At 69.7% G+C, this 20101-nt stretch carries 17 protein-coding genes; 13 read left to right on the top strand and 4 right to left on the bottom strand.

Annotation, left to right across the window (positions count from 1 at the left end; translation table 11 throughout):
• Positions 1–76: 76 nt before the first annotated feature.
• Positions 77–1081, top strand: a complete 1005-nt coding sequence (locus tag MNQ95_RS10450) for a class I fructose-bisphosphate aldolase (protein ID WP_241952832.1) — start codon at positions 77–79, stop codon at positions 1079–1081.
• 264 nt (positions 1082–1345) lie between these two features.
• Here the strand turns inward: MNQ95_RS10450 and MNQ95_RS10455 are convergent, their stop codons facing one another.
• Complete coding sequence (locus tag MNQ95_RS10455; RefSeq protein WP_162408294.1) at positions 1346–2230, bottom strand: TonB family protein; 885 nt, start codon at positions 2228–2230, stop codon at positions 1346–1348.
• Positions 2227–3183 carry a glutathione synthase gene (gene gshB / locus MNQ95_RS10460; protein ID WP_162408293.1) on the bottom strand — a complete coding sequence of 319 codons (957 nt, stop codon included), beginning with the start codon at positions 3181–3183 and terminating at the stop codon, positions 2227–2229. The genes MNQ95_RS10455 and gshB overlap by 4 nt, the downstream gene beginning before the upstream one ends.
• A gap of 227 nt (positions 3184–3410) precedes the next feature.
• Between gshB and pilG the strand changes: the two genes are divergently transcribed.
• The 8 genes from pilG (at position 3411) to MNQ95_RS10500 (ending at position 15264) form a co-directional block, all read left to right on the top strand.
• Positions 3411–3812 (top strand): twitching motility response regulator PilG, encoded by a 402-nt coding sequence (pilG, locus tag MNQ95_RS10465; RefSeq protein WP_162408292.1) that lies wholly within the window; start codon positions 3411–3413, stop codon positions 3810–3812.
• 19 nt (positions 3813–3831) lie between these two features.
• Positions 3832–4197, top strand: a complete 366-nt coding sequence (locus MNQ95_RS10470) for a response regulator (protein ID WP_052632651.1) — start codon at positions 3832–3834, stop codon at positions 4195–4197.
• Positions 4197–4727 (top strand): chemotaxis protein CheW, encoded by a 531-nt coding sequence (locus MNQ95_RS10475; protein ID WP_162408291.1) that lies wholly within the window; start codon positions 4197–4199, stop codon positions 4725–4727. The genes MNQ95_RS10470 and MNQ95_RS10475 overlap by 1 nt, the downstream gene beginning before the upstream one ends.
• Positions 4728–4764: 37 nt before the next feature.
• Entirely contained in the window at positions 4765–6801 is a 2037-nt protein-coding gene (locus MNQ95_RS10480) for a methyl-accepting chemotaxis protein (protein ID WP_162408290.1), read from the top strand.
• 97 nt (positions 6802–6898) lie between these two features.
• Positions 6899–13312 carry an Hpt domain-containing protein gene (locus MNQ95_RS10485; RefSeq protein WP_241952833.1) on the top strand — a complete coding sequence of 2138 codons (6414 nt, stop codon included), beginning with the start codon at positions 6899–6901 and terminating at the stop codon, positions 13310–13312.
• Positions 13272–14474 carry a chemotaxis protein CheB gene (locus MNQ95_RS10490; protein ID WP_241952834.1) on the top strand — a complete coding sequence of 401 codons (1203 nt, stop codon included), beginning with the start codon at positions 13272–13274 and terminating at the stop codon, positions 14472–14474. The genes MNQ95_RS10485 and MNQ95_RS10490 overlap by 41 nt, the downstream gene beginning before the upstream one ends.
• Positions 14475–14506: 32 nt before the next feature.
• Complete coding sequence (locus MNQ95_RS10495) at positions 14507–14974, top strand: chemotaxis protein CheW (protein ID WP_162408287.1); 468 nt, start codon at positions 14507–14509, stop codon at positions 14972–14974.
• A 65-nt stretch (positions 14975–15039) separates the two neighbouring features.
• On the top strand, positions 15040–15264 hold the full coding sequence (locus MNQ95_RS10500; protein ID WP_241952835.1) for a hypothetical protein: 225 nt from the start codon (positions 15040–15042) through the stop codon (positions 15262–15264).
• Positions 15265–15342: 78 nt separating this feature from the next.
• Here MNQ95_RS10500 and MNQ95_RS10505 read toward each other — a convergent pair whose 3' ends face one another.
• Together MNQ95_RS10505 and bioA are read right to left on the bottom strand one after the other, a co-directional pair.
• Positions 15343–16077, bottom strand: coding sequence for a 16S rRNA (uracil(1498)-N(3))-methyltransferase (locus MNQ95_RS10505; protein WP_162408285.1), 735 nt, complete (start codon positions 16075–16077; stop codon positions 15343–15345).
• The gene (gene bioA, locus MNQ95_RS10510; RefSeq protein WP_425605662.1) at positions 16068–17486 is read right to left on the bottom strand and encodes an adenosylmethionine--8-amino-7-oxononanoate transaminase; all 1419 of its coding nucleotides are present in this window, start codon (positions 17484–17486) and stop codon (positions 16068–16070) included. The genes MNQ95_RS10505 and bioA overlap by 10 nt, the downstream gene beginning before the upstream one ends.
• 47 nt (positions 17487–17533) lie before the next feature.
• On the opposite strand from bioA, the gene nudE reads away from it, so the two are divergent.
• Genes nudE through MNQ95_RS10530 form a run of 4 tightly spaced genes read left to right on the top strand, consistent with a single transcriptional unit; the run spans position 17534 to position 20087 of the window.
• A complete protein-coding gene (gene nudE / locus MNQ95_RS10515; protein WP_241952837.1) occupies positions 17534–18079 on the top strand; it encodes an ADP compounds hydrolase NudE in 546 nt (181 codons plus the stop codon).
• The gene (cysQ, locus tag MNQ95_RS10520) at positions 18076–18873 is read left to right on the top strand and encodes a 3'(2'),5'-bisphosphate nucleotidase CysQ (protein ID WP_241952838.1); all 798 of its coding nucleotides are present in this window, start codon (positions 18076–18078) and stop codon (positions 18871–18873) included. The genes nudE and cysQ overlap by 4 nt, the downstream gene beginning before the upstream one ends.
• Before the next feature lie 43 nt (positions 18874–18916).
• Positions 18917–19753 (top strand): nucleoside triphosphate pyrophosphohydrolase, encoded by an 837-nt coding sequence (mazG, locus tag MNQ95_RS10525; RefSeq protein ID WP_241952839.1) that lies wholly within the window; start codon positions 18917–18919, stop codon positions 19751–19753.
• Between the two features lie 10 nt (positions 19754–19763).
• Positions 19764–20087 carry a YnfA family protein gene (locus tag MNQ95_RS10530; RefSeq protein ID WP_241952840.1) on the top strand — a complete coding sequence of 108 codons (324 nt, stop codon included), beginning with the start codon at positions 19764–19766 and terminating at the stop codon, positions 20085–20087.
• Positions 20088–20101 lie beyond the last annotated feature (14 nt).

Genomic DNA, 20101 nt, shown 5'->3' on the forward strand with positions numbered 1-20101 from the left:
TATTCCTTCACGGGAGTGGATGGCAGGCGCCGCGGCTATAATCGCGGCCTTCCAGTAGCCCCCGTGCAGGAACCCCATGAGCATCGAACAGCTTGCCGAGACCGCCCAGGCAATGGTCGCCCCGGGCAAGGGCATCATCGCGATCGACGAGTCCACGGCGACGATCGGCAAGCGCTTCGCCGGCGTGGGCATCGAGAACACCGAAGAGAACCGGCGCGCCTACCGCGAGCTGCTGCTGACCGCGCCCAAGCTGTCCGAGCACATTTCCGGCGCGATCCTGTACGACGAGACCCTGCGCCAGTCGACCAGGGCCGGCGTTCCGTTCGCCAAGTACATGGCCCAGCAGGGCATCCTGCCGGGCATCAAGGTCGACAAGGGCACCACCGCGCTGGCCGGCTTTCCCGGCGAACTGGTGACCGAGGGCCTGGACGGCCTGCGTGCACGGCTGGAGGAGTACTACCGGCTGGGTGCGCGTTTCGCCAAGTGGCGCGCCGTGATCACCATCGGCGAGGACATCCCGACCGGCACCTGCATCGAGGTCAATGCGCACGCGCTTTCGCGCTACGCCGCGTTGTGCCAGGAGCAGGGCCTGGTGCCGATGGTCGAGCCGGAAGTGCTGATGGACGGCGACCACGACATCGAGACCGCCTACGAAGTCACCGAGGCGGTGCTGCGTTCGCTGTTCGGCGCGCTCTACGAGCAGAACGTGCTGCTGGAAGGCACGATCCTCAAGGCTTCGATGGTCGTCTCCGGCAAGGACTGCCCGGAGCAGGCCGACGTCCAGGAAGTGGCCGAGTCGACCCTGATGTGCCTGAAGAGCACCGTGCCGGCGATCCTGCCGGGCATCGTGTTCCTGTCCGGTGGGCAGAGCGACGAGGACGCCACCGCGCACCTGGACGCGATGAACCGCCTGGGTCCGAACCCGTGGCCGCTGAGCTTCTCCTACGGCCGGGCCATGCAGCAGGCCGCGCTCGGCCTGTGGGCCAAGGACATGACCGGCAACTTCGCCAAGGCCCAGCAGATCGTGGCCGCGCGTGCGCGCGACAACGGCCTGGCGGCGCTCGGGCAGTGGGAAGGGTGACGGCGCCGTACAGGTAACAGGATTCGAAAAGACGCCGGCCTCGCGCCGGCGTTTTTTTCCGGCAGCAACAACAGCCAGAACTACAGCCAAAGCCGGGCATCGGAGCGCGTCGGCTTCGGAAGGAGTCCGCCGTCCTGCGCGAGTGGGCCGTACCCCCGGTAACGGCAGGCTCCCCTTCGGCGCTGGCCGCGCGAACGCTTTCGCTCGATGGTTTCGTCGATTGCGCAAACACCGGGCTCGCAGCTTTGCCGGCGGGCGCGGGAGCTACTCGGTCCGCACGTTCCCGGCCGGCACGAACACCCAGGTCCGGGTGACATGCAGGACGTCGACCTTGTCCGGGGTTTCCGGCAGCGGCGGGAACGGTTCGGCCAGGCCGACCATCCGCAGCACGCCTTCGTCCAGCAGTGGCGTGCCGCTGGAGCGCAGGATCCGCGTGCTCTCGACGGTACCGTCGCGGCGCACCCCCACGCTGACGACGACCTGGCCGCCGAGCCGGCGGCGGCGCGCCTCGTCGGGATAGTTGAGGTTGCCGATCCGCTCGGCGCGGTCGACCCAGGCGCGCAGGTAGGTGGCGTAGGCGTACTCGCGGGTGCTGGCCGAGACGAACTTGCGGGTTGGCCGCTTGGCGTACAGCTCGGAGCGCAGGTAGACCTCCGCCGCCAGTCGCGCCATCTCCGCATCGCGCGCGGCGCGCGCCTCGCTGACTGGCGGCAGCGGCGACTGCAAGGGCTCGCGTGGCTGCGCCTGCGCCACCACATCCTCGCCCCGGCGGCTGGCGACCACCCGCGCCTCGGGCGGAGGCGCTTCCACTGCCGCGCTCTGCCGTTGCGGGAGGGGTTCGTCACCCGGTTCGGCCAGCGGAATCGCGCCGGCCTGGAGGTCGCGCGGGCGTTGCGCCTTGTCGTGCTCGCCGCCGCCGCGGTTGTTGGCCTGGGCCAGGAAGTCGGCCTGTTCGGGGCTCAGCGGGGTCTGGGTCTGGCTGAAGATCACGTCCAGGGTCGGCACCAGCGGCGCCTCGTCCTTGAAGGCGAAGCCCAGGCCCAGGATCAGGATCCCGTGGACCAGCAGCGACAGCACCACGGTGGCGTTGAGGCGCTGGCGGGCGCCAATGGGTGGCGGGGACGGCGGCGCGACCGCGGTGGCGCTCATGCCGCGCCGTCGGCCTCGATCGCGTCGAACAGCATCCCGGCGATGTTCAGCCCGAACTGGGCGTCCAGTTCGCGCACGCAGGTCGGGCTGGTGACGTTGACCTCGGTGAGGAAGTCGCCGATCACGTCCAGGCCGACGAAGCGCATGCCGCGGCGGCGCATTTCCGGTCCGACCTGGGCGGCGATCCAGCGGTCGCGCTCGCTCAGCGGGCGGCCTTCGCCGCGGCCACCGGCGGCCAGGTTGCCGCGGAATTCGTCGCCCTGCGGGATCCGCGCCAGGCAGTAGTCGACCGGTTCGCCGTCGACGAGCAGGATGCGCTTGTCGCCTGCGGAGATCTCCGGCAGGTAGCGCTGCGCCAGGGCCAGCTTCCTGCCGCCCTCGGTCAGCGTCTCCAGGATCACGTTGAGGTTGGGATCGCCGGCCTGGCTGAGGAAGATCGAGCGCCCGCCCATGCCGTCCAGCGGCTTGAGCACCACGCGGCCCTGCTCGGCGGCGAAGGCCTTCAGTTCGGCCGGGTCGCGGCTGATCCGGGTCGGTGGGCAGCACTGCGGGAACAGCATCGTCGCCAGCTTCTCGTTGAAGTCGCGCAGGCCCTGCGGATCGTTGACCACCTGCGCGCCGGCCAGGCGCGCCAGGTCCAGGATGTGGGTGTCGTACAGGTATTCGCCGTCGAAGGGCGGGTCCTTGCGCATCAGCACCAGTTGCCCGGGGCCGAAGGTCAGGTCCGTCCAGTCGCCCAGCTCGAACCAGCCGGCCTTGTCGTCCCGTACCGCCAGCGGCGCGACCCGGGCCCAGGCGCGGGCCTCGCGGATCGACAGGCCGCCGGGGCGGACGTAGTGCAGGCGATGGCCACGCCGTTGCGCCTCCAGCAGCATGGCGAAGGTCGTGTCCTTGGCGATCTTGATCGACCCGATCGGGTCCATCACCACGATGACGTCCAAAGGCGCGGGCATGTAGGGACGACTGGGCAGGAGGCGGGCCGTCGATGTTAGCCGATCCGGCCGCCAGCGCCGGGGCGCGGGGAACGAGATGGCAGCCACGGAATGAGACGGTGTTCGCATCTCCCCGTTCAGCCACGCGGCGCCCCAACAGCGGGCTTGACAGTCCTTGGCCGTACTGGGATATAGACATCTTCGCAGTGGCGCCGCAAGAAGCGCCGCGCGCATGGGGAATTAGGGTAATGACAGACAACACGGCCCCTACCGGGGCATTGGGCGGCTTGCGGGTCATGGTTATCGATGACTCCAAGACCATCCGCCGTACCGCCGAGACCTTGCTCAAGCGCGAAGGGTGCGAGGTGGTCACTGCCAGCGACGGCTTCGAGGCCCTGGCCAAGATCGCCGACCAGCAGCCGCAGATCATCTTCGTCGACATCATGATGCCGCGACTGGACGGCTATCAGACCTGCGCGCTGATCAAGGGCAACCAGAAATTCAAGTCCACGCCCGTGATCATGCTCTCGTCCAAGGACGGCCTGTTCGACAAGGCGCGGGGCCGCATCGTCGGTTCCGAGCAATACCTGACCAAGCCATTCACACGCGAAGAACTGCTGGGCGCCATCCGCACATACGTCAACGCCTGACCGGGGGGCAGGCAACAACATGGCTCGAATTCTGCTGATCGAAGACTCGCCGACTGATCGCGCGGTCTTCACCCAGTGGCTGCAGCGCGGTGGCCACCAGGTCATCCTCGCCACCAATGCCGAGGACGGCATCGACATCGCGCGCAAGCAGCTGCCGGACCTGGTGCTGATGGACGTCGTGCTGCCTGGCATGAGCGGCTTCCAGGCCACGCGCGCGCTGACCCGCGACGCGGCCACGAGCAAGATCCCGGTGCTGATCGTCAGCACCAAGAGCATGGAAACCGACCGTGCCTGGGGCATGCGCCAGGGCGCGGTCGACTACGTGGTCAAGCCGCCGCGCGAGGAAGACCTGCTCGAGCGGATCAACCAGCTGGTGACCACCTGATGCGTACCCCCTTCGACATCCTCGCCGACTACGAGCAGCGCAGCCTGGTGCATGCAGTCCAGTTGCCGGCGCGCGAGCTGGGCCCGGAAACCTGGCGCGGCGTCGGCTACCGGGTTGGCGACCACCGGCTGGTCTCCCAGTTCGGCGAGGTGGTCGAGATCCTGTCGATGCCACCGGTGACCCCGGTGCCGGGTGCGCAGCCCTGGCTGCTGGGCATCGGCAACCTGCGCGGCAACCTGTTCCCGGTGGTCGACCTCAAGCTGTTCCTGGAGGGCGAGCGCACGGTGCTGCACGAAGGCCAGCGTGTGCTGGTGATGCGCCAGCAGGGCGGCGACGTGGCCCTGACCATCGACGAACTCTACGGCCAGCGCAGCTTCGGCGAAGAACAGGCGATCGATCCGGCGCCGCTCGCGCAGGGCCGCTACGCCCACTTCGTCGACCGGGCGTTCCACAGCGACGACGCCGACTGGAGCGTGTTCTCCCTGTCGCGCCTGGCCCGCACCCCCGAATTCCGCCAAGCCGCCGTCTGATCGCGCCGGCCCGCACCAATCCTGAGGTTCACCACGCATGAGCACTGCACCTGACACTCCCAAGACCAGCCGCCTGGGTGGCGTCAGCACCGGCTTCTGGCTTGTCCTGCTTACGCTCTCGGTCATCCTGTTCGCATTGAACACCGGTGCGGCGTGGTGGCAGGGCAACAAGCTTGCCGGTGCCGGTACCGGTGCGGCTGACCTGCAGGTGCTGTCGCAGCAGCTGGCCAACCAGGGCCGCGACGCGGTGTCAGGTAATGCGGAAGCGTTCAAGGCCTTCCGCCAGACCAAGGCGCAGGTCGACACGACCGTGAGCGACCTGCAGGGCCGCTTCGGCCAGGAACCGGGTGTATCCGGTGCGCTGGACCAGATGGTCGCGGTATGGACGCCCCTGGGCACCAGTGCCGAGCAGATCGTGGCCAGTGAACCGGCCGTGCTGGCGCTGGCTGGCAACGCCGAGCGCTTCGCCGGTCGCGTGCCTCAGCTGCAGGCGCAGCTCAACGAAGCGGTGCGCGCGATGACCGCCGGCGGCGCGCCCGCCTCGCAGGTGTTCAGTGCGCTGCAGCAGGTCGTCGTGGCCGGCACCATGGCCCGGCGCGTGACCGAAATCCGCGCCGGTGGTCCGGGTGCGGCCGCGGCCGGCGACGCGCTGGCGCGCGATGCGGTGGTGTTCGGCCAGGCATTCGACAACCTGATCAAGGGCAACGAGGAGCTGGGCATCGCGCCGGTCCGCAACGCTGCCGCGCTGTCGGCGCTGCAGCAGTCGCAGTCGCAGTGGGACGAAATGCGCAAGGACCTGGACGCGATCCTGGGCAGCTCCAAGAACCTGTTCTCCGCGCAGGCCGCCTCGGCCAGCCTCGCCGCCGGCTCGGACAAGATGCTCGAGGCCGCCAAGAAGCTGTTCGACGCGTTCTCCGCGTTCGGCTCGGTGCGCGACACGCGCCTGTTCCCGAATTTCTGGCTCGGCATCGTCTCCGGCGTGGTGGCGCTGATTTCGCTGATCGGTTTCGTCTGGAGCTCGGTGCGCAGCCGCTCCCGGGACCAGGAAGTCCGCTACCAGGCGCAGGTCGAGTTCAACAGCCGCAACCAGCAGGCGATCATGCGGCTGCTGGACGAAATCAGCTCGCTGGGTGAAGGCGACCTGACGGTGAAGGCCTCGGTGACTGAGGACATGACCGGCGCGATCGCAGACGCCATCAACTACGCGGTCGACGAACTGCGCAACCTGGTGACCACGATCACCACCACCTCGGTGCAGGTCGCCGCCTCCTCGCAGGAGACGCAGGCCACCGCGCTGCAGCTGGCCGAGGCCTCCAACCACCAGGCCGAGCAGATCACCGCCGCCTCCACGCGCATCCACGACATGGCCGCCAGCATCGAGCAGGTGTCGCGCAACTCCACCGAATCGGCGGAAGTGGCGCAGCGGTCGGTGGTCATCGCCGCCGAGGGCGCCGGCGTGGTGCGCGAGACGATCCAGGGCATGGACCAGATCCGCGACCAGATCCAGGAGACCTCCAAGCGCATCAAGCGCCTGGGCGAGTCGTCGCAGGAAATCGGTTCGATCGTGGAACTGATCAACGACATTTCCGAGCAGACCAACATCCTGGCGCTCAACGCGGCCGTGCAGGCCGCGGCAGCCGGTGAAACGGGCCGCGGCTTCGCGGTCGTGGCCGACGAAGTGCAGCGACTGGCCGAACGCACCTCCGGCGCGACCCGGCGAATCGAAGGCCTGGTCCAGGCGATTCAGGCCGACACCAACGAGGCGGTCAGCTCGATGGAGCAGACCACCGCCGAAGTGGTGTCCGGCGCGCGCCTGGCCGAGGACGCCGGTACCGCACTGACCGAGATCGAGCGCGTGTCCAACGCGTTGAACGACCTCATCAAGAACATCTCGGTGGCCGCACAGCAGCAGGCGGGCGCGGCGGCCGACATCACCAAGACGATGGGCGTGGTCCAGCAGATTTCCGGGCAGACCTCGCGTGGCGCGGGACAGACGGCCGACTCGATCGGACACCTGGCGCAACTTGCGGCGGACCTGCGCCGCTCGGTGGCCGACTTCAAGTTGCCGGCCTGAGCGCGCGACGGGGGAATGAGTCGATGACGATGGTTAGCAACAAGCGCCCGCCCGTGCCCGGCATCGCCGGCCGGTCCCGTCCCGCCGGAGGCCGCCGATGAGCGCCCTCCGCGATGCGATGAGCCATGCGGTGCTGGGCTGGGTCAAGCCGGAGCTGGACGAGACGCTGCGCCAGGCGCGCAACGAGATCGAGGCCTTCGTCGAGGACCCGGCCGACGGCAGCCGGATGCGCTTCTGCGCCGGTTACCTGCACCAGGTGCAGGGCACCCTGCGCATGGTCGAGCTGTATGCCCCGGCGATGGTCGCCGAGGAGATGGAGCTGCTCGCCCAGGCGCTGCAGCAGGGCGCCGCCAGCGACCGGGACGAGGCTTGCGCCACGCTGATGCGTGGCACGGTGCTGCTGCCCGACTACCTTGAGCGCCTGCAGAACGGTCATCGCGATATTCCGATCGTGCTGCTGCCGCTGCTGAACGACATCCGCGCCGCGCGCGGTGCCGCCGGCCTGAGCGAGAGCGTGCTGTTCGCGCCCGACCTGAGCCGCCCGCTGCCCGATGACGTGCCGGAAGCGTCGCCGCTGCCGTGGACGCAGCGCCAGGACAAGGTCGCCTCCGCACAGGTCCGCTTCGAGCAGGCGCTGGCCGCCTGGCCTGAGCATGCGGCCCCCGCGGATCCGGCCGGGCTTGCCGCGGCCGCCGCCGACCTGCTGGAGAATGCGCGCCACGACACCACGCGGCGCATGCTCTGGGTATCGTCGTCGGCTGCTGACGCGCTGCGCGATGGCGCGCTCGCACCGACCGATGCGCTGCGCGGTGCCTTTGCCGGCATCGGCCGCGCCGTGCGCCAGGCGCACGAGGACGAATCCACCCCGGCCGTCGCCCAGGGCGTGGCCAGCCAGGAACCGACCCGGCAGCTGCTCTACCTCGTCGCCCAGGCGCGCGCGCCGCACCCGGCGCTGGAAGCCCTGCGCGGTGCCTTCGACCTCGATGCGCACACCCCGAGCGAGGCCGAGCTCGACCACGCCCGTGGAAGCCTCGCCGGCCGCAACCGCGACCTGCTCAACACCGTCGGCGGCGTGGTCAAGGAAGAACTGCTGCGGGTCAAGGACGCCCTCGACCTGCACCTGCGCACGGGTGGCGATGCCGCCGCGCTGCAGCCGCAGGCGGCCGAACTTGCAAACGTAGCCGATACCCTGGGGATGCTGGGGCTGGGCGTCGCGCGCGACGTGGTCCTGCAGCAGCGCGATGCGCTGGAAGCGATCACCCGTGGCGAACAGGCTGCCAGTGAGAGCGCCTTGCTGGATATCGCCGGCGCGCTGCTCTACGTGGACGCTTCGCTGGACGACCAGGTCGCACGCCTGGGCGCGCCGGGCGACGACGCCGGCGAGGATGCCGCCGCCGCGGAAGCACGGCGCACGGTCGAGGTGCTGGCGCACGAGGCCATCGCCAACTTCGCCGCCGCGCGCGAACACTTCGTGGCCTTCATCGAGACCAACTGGGACCACGCCAGGCTCGAGGGCGTGCCGCAGCTGTTGTCGGAAGTATCGGGTGCGTTGCGCATCCTCGACCTGCCGCAGCCGGCCGACTACCTGGAAGGGGTGCGCCGCTACATCGGTACCGAGCTGCTGCAGCGCCGGCGCGTGCCGAGCGGCCGCCAGCTCGACACCCTGGCCGATGCGATGGCCAGCCTCGAGTACTACCTGGAGGCCCTGCGCGATCGCCGTCCGAACCGCGACGAGATCCTCGAGATCGCTCGCAGCAGCCTGGAAAGCCTGCATTACTGGCCGCTGCCGGGTGAAGAGGCCGAAGACGAGCCCGCCGCGCAGGTCGCCGTACAGCCGATGCCGGCAGTGACCGCTGTCGCCCTCGGAACGCCTGCCGCCGCCGCGCAATGGGATCCGGTCGCCGCCGAGCAGGAGCCGACGGACCAGGCGGACGCCATCGGCGTCCCGGTACTGGAGCCGGAGGCGCTGGAGATCCCGGCGCTGGAAATCGAATTGCCGGTGATCGAGCCGGCTGCGGTCCAGGCACCCGCGGCCGCCGTCGTGGCGACCCAATGGGTCAGCTTCGATCCGGTCGCCGCAGAGAGCGACGAGGTGCCAGCCACCGCCGATGCGGTCGCCACGGATGCCGAGGTCGCCGCCGGGATCGATGAGGCCGATGCCCTGGTTGCAGTGGAAGCGGTCGCCGGGACGCAGGAAGCGGAAGACGCGCTGCGCAGCACGCGGGCAGGCGAAAACGGCCAGTGGTTCGATCTGAACATGAGGGTCGAGGCAGACACGCGCCCGGCCCAGGTATTCGAAAGCAGGATCAGCCGCATCGAGCTCGACGACGAGTCGACGTCGCTGATCGCCGAGATTTCCGCTGCGGCGGCAGGCATGGAGGGAACGCACTCCGTTCACGCGGCGGCGGTGCCGGCCGTGGTCGCGGCCGCCGGCGTACCCGTCTCGATCGGCGGGTTCGACGAGAACCACGACATCGATGCCGACATCCGGGAAGTCTTCCTCGAAGAGTTCGACGAGGAGCGCGCCAACCTGGCCCGGATGGTGCCGCACTGGCAGCAGGCGCCGGAGGACATGGAGCGGGTCCGCCCCATCCGTCGCGTGTTCCACACGTTGAAGGGCAGCGGTCGCCTTGTCGGCGCGCGTGCGCTGGGTGAGTTCAGCTGGAAGGTCGAGGGCATGCTCAATCGCGTGCTCGACGGCACGCGTGCGCCAAGTCCGGCGGTGCTGGCGATGGTTTCGCAGGTCTGCGAAGTGTTGCCGCAGTTCGACGCTGCGTTGCGCGGGCAGGGAGGCGTCAGTGCCGACCTGTATGCGATCGAAGCGGTCGCCGATCGTATTGCGGCGGGCGAGGATGCGTTCTACACCCCGGCTGCCCGTGCGGTGGCCCCGGTCGCGGCCGTGGAGCCCGCCGTGGTCGAGCCCGTCGCGGACAGCGCGGTCGTGGACGAGCCGACGGTGGACATCGAGGGTACGCCGGCATCGGTGGACAGCGTGCTGCGCGAGATCCTCGAAGCCGAGGTCGCCCAGCACCTGGAAACCGTGGACGGTTGGCTCGCAGCGGCGCGACGGGCGCCGGAGCCGGCGACCGAAGCGCTGCTTCGCGCCATCCACACCATGAATGGCGCGTTTGCGATGACCGACGTGCCGGAGATCACTGCGGTCACCGACCCGGCCGAGACGCTCGTCAAGCGCTCGCTCGCCGCGTCGGAAGTGCCGGGTGCGGAGGCGGTGGAAGCGCTGGCGGAGATGGCCGAAGCGATCCGCACATGCGTCCGCGCCTTGCAGGCGCAGTCCCCGCGGATCCCTCCTTTCACCGCGCTGGCCGGACGCCTGCGTGCGCTGGCCGAGGCCCTGCCCGAAGCGCGCTGGCCGCAGGCTCCGGAGGGCGAGGTCGAGAAGCTGGTGCGCGACGGCGTGGAGCTGACGGCCGTCGAAGACCTGGCGCCTTACCTGGATACCGCACCGGCCGACACGGCCGAGGCCGGACATGGGCGCGACATCGAAACCGCTGCAGCAGGCCTGGTTGCCACTGGCGCCTTCCTCGCTGCGGATGCCGGTGCCCAGCCGAACGCCGATACAGCGCCTTCCGCGCCGATGAGCGAGGAAGCCGAGGCCGTTGCAGCCGAGGCCATCGAAGCCGAGGCCGTCGAAGCCGAGGCCATCGAAGCCGAGGCCATCGAAGCCGAGGCCATCGAAGCCGAGGCCATCGAAGCCGAGGCCATCGAAGCCGAGGCCATCGAAGCCGAGGCCATCGAAGCCGAGGCCATCGAAGCCGAGGCCATCGAAGCCGAGGCCGTCGAAGCCGAGGCCGTCGAAGCCGAAGCCGTCGAAGCCGAAGCCATCGAGGCCGAAGCCATCGAGGCCGAAGCCATCGAAGCCGAAGCCATGGAAGCCGAAGCCATCGAAGCCGAAGCCATCGAAGCCGAAGCCGTCGGGGCCGAAGCCGTCGAAGCCGAAGCCGTCGAAGCCGAAGCCGTCACGCAAGCCAGCGTTGTGGACAACATCCCGTCGATTGCGCGTGGAGCGGCCGTGTTGCCGGCCCTGGGAGCGCTCCTGCCGGAGTCCGGTTCCGAGGAGGTGGTGGTGCCCGATGGTCCGATGCTCGACTTCACCGAACTGGATCGCGACCTGGTCGACATCTTCGTCGAGGAAGGCATCGATCTGCTCGACCATATCGACGGCCTGATCCAGGAGTTGCGCGAGGACGCCACGGCGCGCGAACCGATCATCGGCCTGCAGCGCGACCTGCATACGCTCAAGGGCGGCGCGCGCATGGCCGGCATCGCCCCGATCGGCGACCTGGGCCATGTGATCGAGTCCCTGCTCGAAGCGGTGGCAGAGCAGCGCACCGAACTGCAGCGCAGCGACATCCACCTGCTCGAGCGGGGTTTCGACACCCTGCATCGCCTGTTGCAGCACACCCGCGCGCATCGCGTCACCGAGATGCCGCAGGCGCTGATCGACGAGTTCGAGGCCCGCATCCGCGGCGAGGCGCCGACCGCGGCCGGCGAATCGGCCGAGGCCAGCTATGTCGCCGCGCTGGCGACGCCGCCGTCCGAGCCGGTGCGGCAGGAGACGCCTTCCCTCCATGCCGTCGTGCCGGCGCCGGAACCCTCGCTCGCACAGGTCCAGGTTCCCCTGTCGGCACCGGTCGAGGACGAGGCCCAGGCCGCAGCGACCGAGGAGGGCGTACCGCGCGCTCCACAGGAACAGGTGCGCGTACGCGCCGACCTGCTCGACAACCTGGTCAACCACGCCGGCGAAGTGGCGATCTACCGCTCGCGGCTGGAACAGCAGCTGGGCGCGTTCCGCAGCGCCATGTCCGAGCTGGACCGTACCAATGCGCGTCTTCGCGACCAGCTTCGCCGTCTGGACCTGGAGACCGAAGCGCAGATCGTCGCGCGCTACCAGCGCGAACAGGACAGCACGGACGCGACCTTCGATCCGCTTGAGCTCGACCGCTTCTCCACGCTGCAGCAGCTCAGCCGCGGCCTGGCCGAGTCGGCTGCCGACTTGACCGGCCTGCAGGGCGTGCTCGACGACCTGGCGCGCCAGTACGACGTCCTGCTGCAGCAGCAGTCGCGCGTGAGCTCGGAGCTGCAGGACGGGCTGATGAGCGCGCGCATGGTGCCGTTCGACAGCATCGTCCCGCGCCTGCGCCGCGTGGTTCGCCAGGCCGCGCACGACACCCGCAAGCAGGTGCAGCTGCGCCTGGACGGCACCCACGGCGAACTGGACCGCAATGTCCTCGACCGCATGGTCGCGCCGCTGGAGCACATGCTGCGCAATTCGGTGGCCCATGGCCTGGAATCGCCGAAGGACCGCCGCAACACGGACAAGGACGAGGAAGGCACGATCACCATCGCGCTGCGCCGCGAAGGCTCGGAAATCGTGCTCCAGGTGGCCGACGATGGCCGTGGCCTGGATCGCGCCGCGATCCGCCGTCGTGCCGAACAGCGCGGCCTGCTCAAGCCCGACGCCGAGCTGAGCGATGCCGAGCTGGATTCGGTGATCTTCGAGTCCGGCTTCAGCACCTCCGAGAAGGTCAGCCAGCTGGCCGGCCGCGGCGTGGGCATGGACGTGGTCCGCAACGAAGTGCGCCAGCTTGGCGGCACGGTCGAGATCGACTCGGTCGCCGGCAAGGGCGTGACGTTCACCCTGCGCCTGCCGCAGACCCTGGCGGTCACCCAGGCCGTGTTCGTGCAGATCGGCGAGACGACGTACGCGGTGCCGGTGGCTTCGGTCAGCGGCATCGGCCGGATCTCGCGCGAGCGTTTCGAGGCCGGTGGCGGCATCTATCGCTACGCAGGCGAGGAATACGCGCTGCATGATCTCGGCCTGCTGGTCGGGCAGGGTGCAGCGAAGGCCGAGGGCCAGACGCAGGTCCCATTGCTGCTGGTCCGCGCCGGCGACCTGCGCGCGGCGGTGGCGATCGACCAGGTGGTCGGCAACCGCGAAATCGTGGTCAAGCCGGTCGGCCTGCAGATCTCCTCGGTGCCCGGCATCTACGGCGCCACCATCACCGGCGATGGCCGCGTGGTGGTGATCCTGGACGTCGCGCCGCTGGTCCGTCGCCACCTTGCACAGCCCGAGCGTACGGTCGCGGTCGAGCCGCCGCAGGCGCGCCACGTGCCGCTGGTGATGGTGGTCGACGACTCGCTGACCATGCGCAAGGTCACCGGGCGCGTGCTCGAACGCCACAACTTCGAGGTGGTGGTGGCCCGCGACGGCATCGAGGCGCTGGAGCGCCTCGAGGAGCGCGTGCCCGACCTGATGCTGCTGGATATCGAGATGCCACGCATGGACGGCTACGAACTGGCAACGGCGATGCGCGCGGACGGACGCTTCCGCGGCGTGCCGATCGTGATGATCACTTCGCGTACCGGCGAGAAGCATCGCCAGCGCGCGTTCGAGATCGGCGTCCAGCGTTACCTGGGCAAGCCGTACCAGGAGCTCGACCTGATGCGCAATGTCTACGACCTGCTGGGGATCGCACGTGCACGCGGCTGACGGACGCAAGCCAGTGGCGCTGCTGGCCCGCGCCGGCGCGGCGCGCGATCGCCTGCGCGAGGCGCTCGACGCGGCGGGCGCCCTGGTGGTGCTGGAAGAAGACCCGGCGGCGATCGATGCCGCCACGCTGGCCGCGGCCGCGCCGCAGGCCGCGCTGGTCGCTCTGGAGCCGGCGGTCGAGGACGCGCTGGTCGCGCTCGAGCCCGCGCTCGAGGCACCGGGCCTGCTGGTGATTTTCGACGAGGCCGACCTGGCCGCGCGTCGAGACGGCTGGGAGGCGCAGCGCTGGATCCGCCATCTGGCGGCCAAGCTGCACGGGCATGCCGACGTGCTTCCGCCCGGTTGCGAACAGGACATGCTGATCGACCTGCAGCCTGGCCATCCGGCCACGCCGCAGCAACTGCATGCCGAAGCGCCCTTCGAAACGCACCTGGTCGAAGCCGTCGCGCTAGCCGCCGAACTGCCGCAGGATCGACCGGGCGAACCGTTGCCGGAGCTTGCGACATCCACGTCTACGGGGCACGACTGGGAATTGACCCATGGGGCCCATGCGGCGGCGGGACGCACGGCGCCGGAATCGAAGCCACTGCCCGACTTTTCCCGCCTCGAACTCGTTGCGATCGCGGAAGAAAGCGCGGATGCCGTGGTCAGGGGCGCGGTGCTGGTGATCGCTGGCATAGGTGGCCCGGATGCGGTCCGCAAGCTGATGACAGCATTGCCGTCCGGGTTCTCCCGCCCACTGCTGGTCCAGCTCAAGCTCGACGGCGGGCGCTACGACAACCTGGTCAAGCAGCTGGCGCGTGTCTCCGCGCTGCCGGTCGCCATGGCGATGCCGGGCGATGCGATCGCCGCGGGCACGGTCTACGTGCTGCCCGAGCGCGTCGGCGTCGAGGCGAAGGAAGACGGCATGGTCTTCATCGACGGCGGTGGTGAACCGGTGGCTGCCCTGCCGCCGGCGGAGAGCGCGGTCATCGTGCTCAGCGGCGCGGAGCCGTCGCGGGTCGACGCGGTGTTGGCCCTGGCCACCCGTGGCGGCCACGTCGCCGGCCAGGCGCTGGAAGGCTGCTACGACGCGACCGCGGTGAAACTGATGGCGGCGGGTGGTGCCGAACTGGGCACGCCGGCGCAGCTTGCCGAACAGCTGGGCGCTCGCTGGCCCTGAGCCGGCGGCGACCGTTCGAGGACGAAGGACAGATGGCCTACAACAGCGACGAAATCCGCGGAGTCATGATCCAGGTGGGCGAAGAGCGGCTCCTGCTGCCCAACGCCACGGTGGCCGAAGTACTCGCGCGCGTGGCGATCGAGCCGGTGGACGGCGCGCCGGAATGGCTGCCGGGCCAGATCGTGTGGCACGGGTGGAACGTCCCGCTGGTGGCGTTTTCGCGCCTGGCGGGGCTGGGTCCGGAACCGGCGATGCGCAACAACCGCGTGATCGTGCTCAAGGGCCTGGGCAAGGACGAAACCCTGCCGTACTTCGCCCTGCTCACCGCATCGTTTCCGCAGCTGGTGTCGGTACCGCGCGACAGCCTGCTGGCGGACGCTTCCGAAGAAGACCTGCCGCGCGGCGTGCAGATGCGCGTGCTGCTCGGTGACCAGAGCGCGTTGCTGCCTGACCTGGAAGACGTGGAGCGCATGATCGGCGAGGCCTTGGCCGCGGTCTGATTCGTGCCGGTGCGGGGCGATCGCGCCGTCAACCGGCCATGTCGCCCCGCTGGCAGGAGCATCCAATGCCGCGAATCCATTTCGGACCCGCCAACCCTTACCTCACGACCGGGATGGTCCTTCTGGGGATCGGGTTGTTCTGCGCGGGCTGGACGTACCTGGCCTGGCCGGTTTCGGGGAAGGCGGCCTTCCTGCTGGCCTGGGGCACCAGGGCCGGTTTCCTCGGTGGGATCGTGCTCTATGGCATCGGACGGATCGTCCAGTTCGCGCGATCACGCGCGACCCGCTGAAGGGCGCCTGCCGGTCGGATCGCCGCGAGGGTCCTTCGCGGCCACTCTCGCACGCCTCGCCCGAGCCCTCCGCTTCCGCTACAGGTCGCCGAATCGCGCCTGAAGGGCGGCGATGGCGGCCAGTCCCGCGGTCTCGGTGCGCAACACCCTCGGCCCCAGTCGCAGGCCGGTGAACCCGGATGCCTGGAGGATGTCGCGATCGCGCGGCGACCAGCCGCCTTCCGGACCGATCGCGATCCATGCCGTCGCGCTGGCAGGTGCCTCGAGGTCCTCCATGCGATCGCGTGCATGCGGATCCAGGATCAGGCGCAGGCCGTCGCCTTCAAGGGCACGCGCTGCCACGTCCAGTGCGGCGGGTGCCGCCAGTGCCGGGATGCGCGCGCGTCCGGACTGCTCGCAGGCCGACACCACCACGCTGCGCCAGTGGGCCACGCGCTTGCCGGCGCGCTCGGCGTCGAGGCGCACCTCGGTGCGGTCGCCCGATACCGGCACGATGGCGATTACGCCCAGTTCGGTCGCCTTCTGCAGGATCAGGTCCATCTTCTCGCCGCGGGCAATGCCCTGGAGCAGCCCGATCCGCAATGGCGATTCATTGTCCACCTGCGTGGATGACAGCACTTGCGCCTTCACTTCACGCTTGCCGACGGCCACCAGCCGCGCCGAGTAATCGCACCCATCGCCATTGAAGAGCACGCAGGCATCGCCCTCGCGCAGGCGCAGCACCCGCGACAGGTGGCCGGCGGCGTGCTCGGGCAGGACGAACTCGCGCTCCGGCTGCAGTGGCAGGTCGACATGGCAGCGGGTCAGGCGCATGCGGTGGCCTCCTCGATGGCGGCGTGGGTGACCTCGGCCAGCAGCTGCAGCAGGGCCTCGTCGACGCAATAGGGCGGCATCCAGTAGAGGATGTCGCCGAGCGGGCGCAGCAGCACGCCCCGTTCCAGCGCGGCGCGGTAAGCATGCAGGCCCACGCGCGCCGCAGGCGGGAATGGCGTGTCGCGATGGCCCTCCCGGGCCAGTTCGAACGCCACGACCATGCCGGCCTGGCGCACGTCGGCCACGTGCCGGTGCGAGGCCAGGGAGGCGGCCAGCTGCGACATCCGCGCGGCCGTGCCCCGGTTGCGCGCCAGCACATTGTCGCCTTCGAAGATATCGAGCGAAGCCAACGCGGCGGCGCAGGCCAGCGGATTGCCGGTATAGCTGTGCGAATGCAGGAACGCGCGCTCGCGCGAATCGTCCAGGAAGCCGTCGTAGATCATCTGCGTGGCCAGCACCGCGGCCAGCGGCAGGAAGCCGCCGGTCAGTCCCTTGGACAGGCACAGCAGGTCCGGTGCGATGCCCGCCTGTTCGCAGGCGAACATCGTGCCGGTGCGACCGAATCCGGTGGCGATCTCGTCAGCGATCAGGAACGCGCCGTTGGCGTCGCACAGTTCGCGCACGCGGCGCAGGTAGACCGGGTCGTGCATGCGCATGCCGCCGGCGCACTGCAGTCGCGGCTCCAGGATCACCGCGCAGACTTCGCCGGGATGGCGGTCGAACAACCCGGCCAGTGCATCCGCCGCCCGCATCGCGCATTGCTCCGCGCCCTCCCCGGGCGCTGCCAGGTACGCGTCGGGCGAGGGGGCGAAGAGTGCTTCGGCCAGCAGGGGCGCATAGATACGCCGGTACAGCGGGATGTCGCCCACGGCCAGCGCACCCAGGGTTTCGCCGTGGTAGCCGTTTTCCAATGCAACGAACTTGGTGCGCCCAGGCTCGCCGCGGTTTCGGAACCAGTGGAACGCCATCTTCAAGGCGACCTCGACCCCGGCCGAGCCGTTGTCGGCGTAGAACACCTTGGCCAGCGGCGCGCGCCCGGACTGGCGCGGCGCGATGGCGAGCAGGCGCTCGGCCAGCTCCACCGCCGGCGCATGGGAAAAGCCGGCGAGGATCACCTGTTCGAGGCTGCGCGCCTGCCGCGCGATGGCTTCGGCGATGCGTGGCTCGGCGTGGCCATGCAGGTTGGTCCACCAGCTGCTGATGCCGTCGAGGTAGCGGCGCCCGTCGCGACCGACCAGCCAGGCGCCGTCGCCGCGCTCGATCGGGACCAGGGGCAGGATGGCCGGATGCTCGCGCATCTGCGTGCAGGGGTGCCACAGCACGGCAAGATCGCGATCGCGCCATTGCGCGGCGGACTGTGCCAGTGCCGGGTCTGCTAGCATTCGGGGTTCATGAGTACGTCCGCGCATCCCGCCATGATATCGGCCGCACCCCGGTCGCGCCGCGGGGAACCGCGGTGAGCCGTCGGCTGCCGCTCATCCACGGCACGGTTGCCCAGGATGCCGGCCCGTATCGTCTGGAACAGCTGGACCTGGAATTCGCCAATGGCGAACGCCGCCGTTTCGAACGCATGGTCAGCCGTGGCCATGGCGCGGTGGTGGTCGTGCCGATGCTGGACGACGAGACGGTACTGCTGGTGCGCGAGTACGCGGCCGGCGTGCACCGCTACGAGCTGGGCCTGGTCAAGGGCCGGATCGATGCGGGCGAGTCACCGGAACAGGCGGCTGACCGCGAGCTCAAGGAAGAAGCCGGCTATGGCGCGCGCCGCATCGACGTGCTGCGTGGCATGACCCTGGCGCCCACCTACATGAGCCACGTTTCATGGCTGGTGGTGGCGCGCGACCTGTATCCCGAGAGGCTGCCCGGTGACGAACCGGAGGAGCTCGAAGTCATTCCCTGGAAGATCCAGGAACTGGAAAAACTGATGCTGCAGGAAGATTTCTCCGAGGGCCGCTCGCTGGCCGCGCTTTTCATCGCCCGGGCCTGGCTGGCCTCGCAATGATCCGGATCACCGCCGACCTGCGGGAAACGGTCATCGCCATCGCGCGCCAGGCCGGTGCCGCGATCATGGAGGTCTACGCCGCCGGCTTCGAGGTGACGCACAAGGACGACGCCAGTCCGCTGACCGCCGCCGACCTGGCCGCGCACCGGATCATCGTCGAGGGACTCGAGCGGCTTACCCCGGACCTGCCGGTGCTCTCCGAAGAGTCGGCGGACGTGCCCTGGGAAACGCGCCGGAGCTGGTCCACCTACTGGCTGGTGGATCCGCTCGACGGCACCCGCGAGTTCGTCAAGCGCAACGGCGAGTTTACCGTCAACATCGCGCTGATCCACCAGGGTGCGCCGGCGATGGGCGTGGTCCAGGCCCCGGTCGGCGGCCAGGTCTGGCATGCGGTCCGTGGCGAGCAGGCGTATCGCCGCGACGGCCACCGGGACACGGTGCTGCGCGCGCGGGCGCCGGCCACGCCGCCGTTGCGGGTGGCTGCGAGCCGTTCGCACCGCGATGCCCACACCCAGGCCGTGCTCGACAGGATGGGCGCGATCGAGGAAGTGGCACTGGGTTCGTCGCTGAAGTTCTGCCGGATCGCCGAAGGCGAACTGGACATCTACCCGCGCTTCGGCCCGACCTCCGAGTGGGACACCGCGGCGGCACAGTGCGTGCTGCACGCGGCCGGTGGCGCCCTGCTGTCGGCCGACACCGGCAAGCCGTTCCGCTACAACCGGCGCGAATCCCTGCTCAACGGCGATTTCGTCGCGCTGGGCGATCCGGACCTGCCGTGGCGGGACTGGCTGTAGGCCACGGATCGCCTTGCCGGGTAGGCCGCGATAGAGTCACCGCATGAACCAGGCCGAACGTCCCATCGACCAGTTGCTCGCGATCATGGCCCGCCTGCGCGATCCGCAGGGGGGCTGTCCCTGGGACCTGGAGCAGGATTTCGCCACGATCGCGCCGTACACGATCGAGGAAGCCTACGAAGTCGCCGATGCGATCGACCGCAACGACCTGGGTGGGCTTAAGGACGAACTCGGCGACCTGCTGCTGCAGGTGGTGTTCCACGCGCAGATGGCGCGCGAGCAGGGCGCGTTCGGCTTCGACGACGTGGCCGCCGCGATCAGCGACAAGATGGTGCGGCGGCATCCCCACGTATTCGGCGATGCCAGCTTCGCAGATGCGGAAGCACAGACGGTCAACTGGGAAGCGATCAAGCGCGCCGAGCGCGAAGCGGCCGGCGAGCAGGACCGGTCGGCCCTTGCCGGCATCTCGCGTGGCCTGCCCGAATGGCAGCGCGCGGTGAAGCTGCAGTCGCGCGCGGCGCGCACCGGCTTCGACTGGCCCGGACCTGAGCCGGTGATCGCCAAGCTGCATGAGGAGATCGAGGAAGTGCGCGTCGAATTCGACCGGGTCGCGGCGGGCGAGGGCGACGCGATGGCCAACCAGGCGCGCCTGCAGGACGAGATCGGCGACCTGCTGTTCGTGGCCGCCAACCTGGCCAGGCATGCGAAGGTCGACGTGGGCGCGGCCCTGCGGCAGGCCAACCTGAAGTTCGAGCGGCGCTTCCGCGCGATGGAGCAACTGGCGCAGGCCGACGGCACGCCGCTGTCGACACTGGCGCTGGAGCAGCAGGATGCCTACTGGAACCGCGCCAAGCGGATCGAACGCGGCCAGCCGGACTGAGCCGCCCGGCATGGCGACCTTCCTGTTGTTTACCGTCACCGCACTGGCCGAGATCGTCGGCTGCTGGCTGGTGTGGTCGTGGCTGCGCAACGGAGGCAGCGCCTGGTTGCTGCTGCCGGCCGCCGCCAGCCTGGCCCTGTTCGCCTGGCTGTTGACCCTGCATCCCACCGCGACCGGCCGGGTCTACGCGGCGTATGGCGGGGTCTACGTCAGCCTGGCGATCGTCTGGCTGTGGTGGGTCGACGGCGAGCGCCCGACCCGCTGGGACCTGCTCGGTGCCGCGTTGTGCCTGGCCGGCATGGCCGTCATCATGTTCGCGCCGCGGCAGGCCTGAGGCGCGGCGCTCCT

Origin of the sequence: Pseudoxanthomonas daejeonensis (genome assembly GCF_022637495.1) — a bacterium.
Taxonomy (GTDB): Bacteria; Pseudomonadota; Gammaproteobacteria; order Xanthomonadales; family Xanthomonadaceae; genus Pseudoxanthomonas; species Pseudoxanthomonas daejeonensis.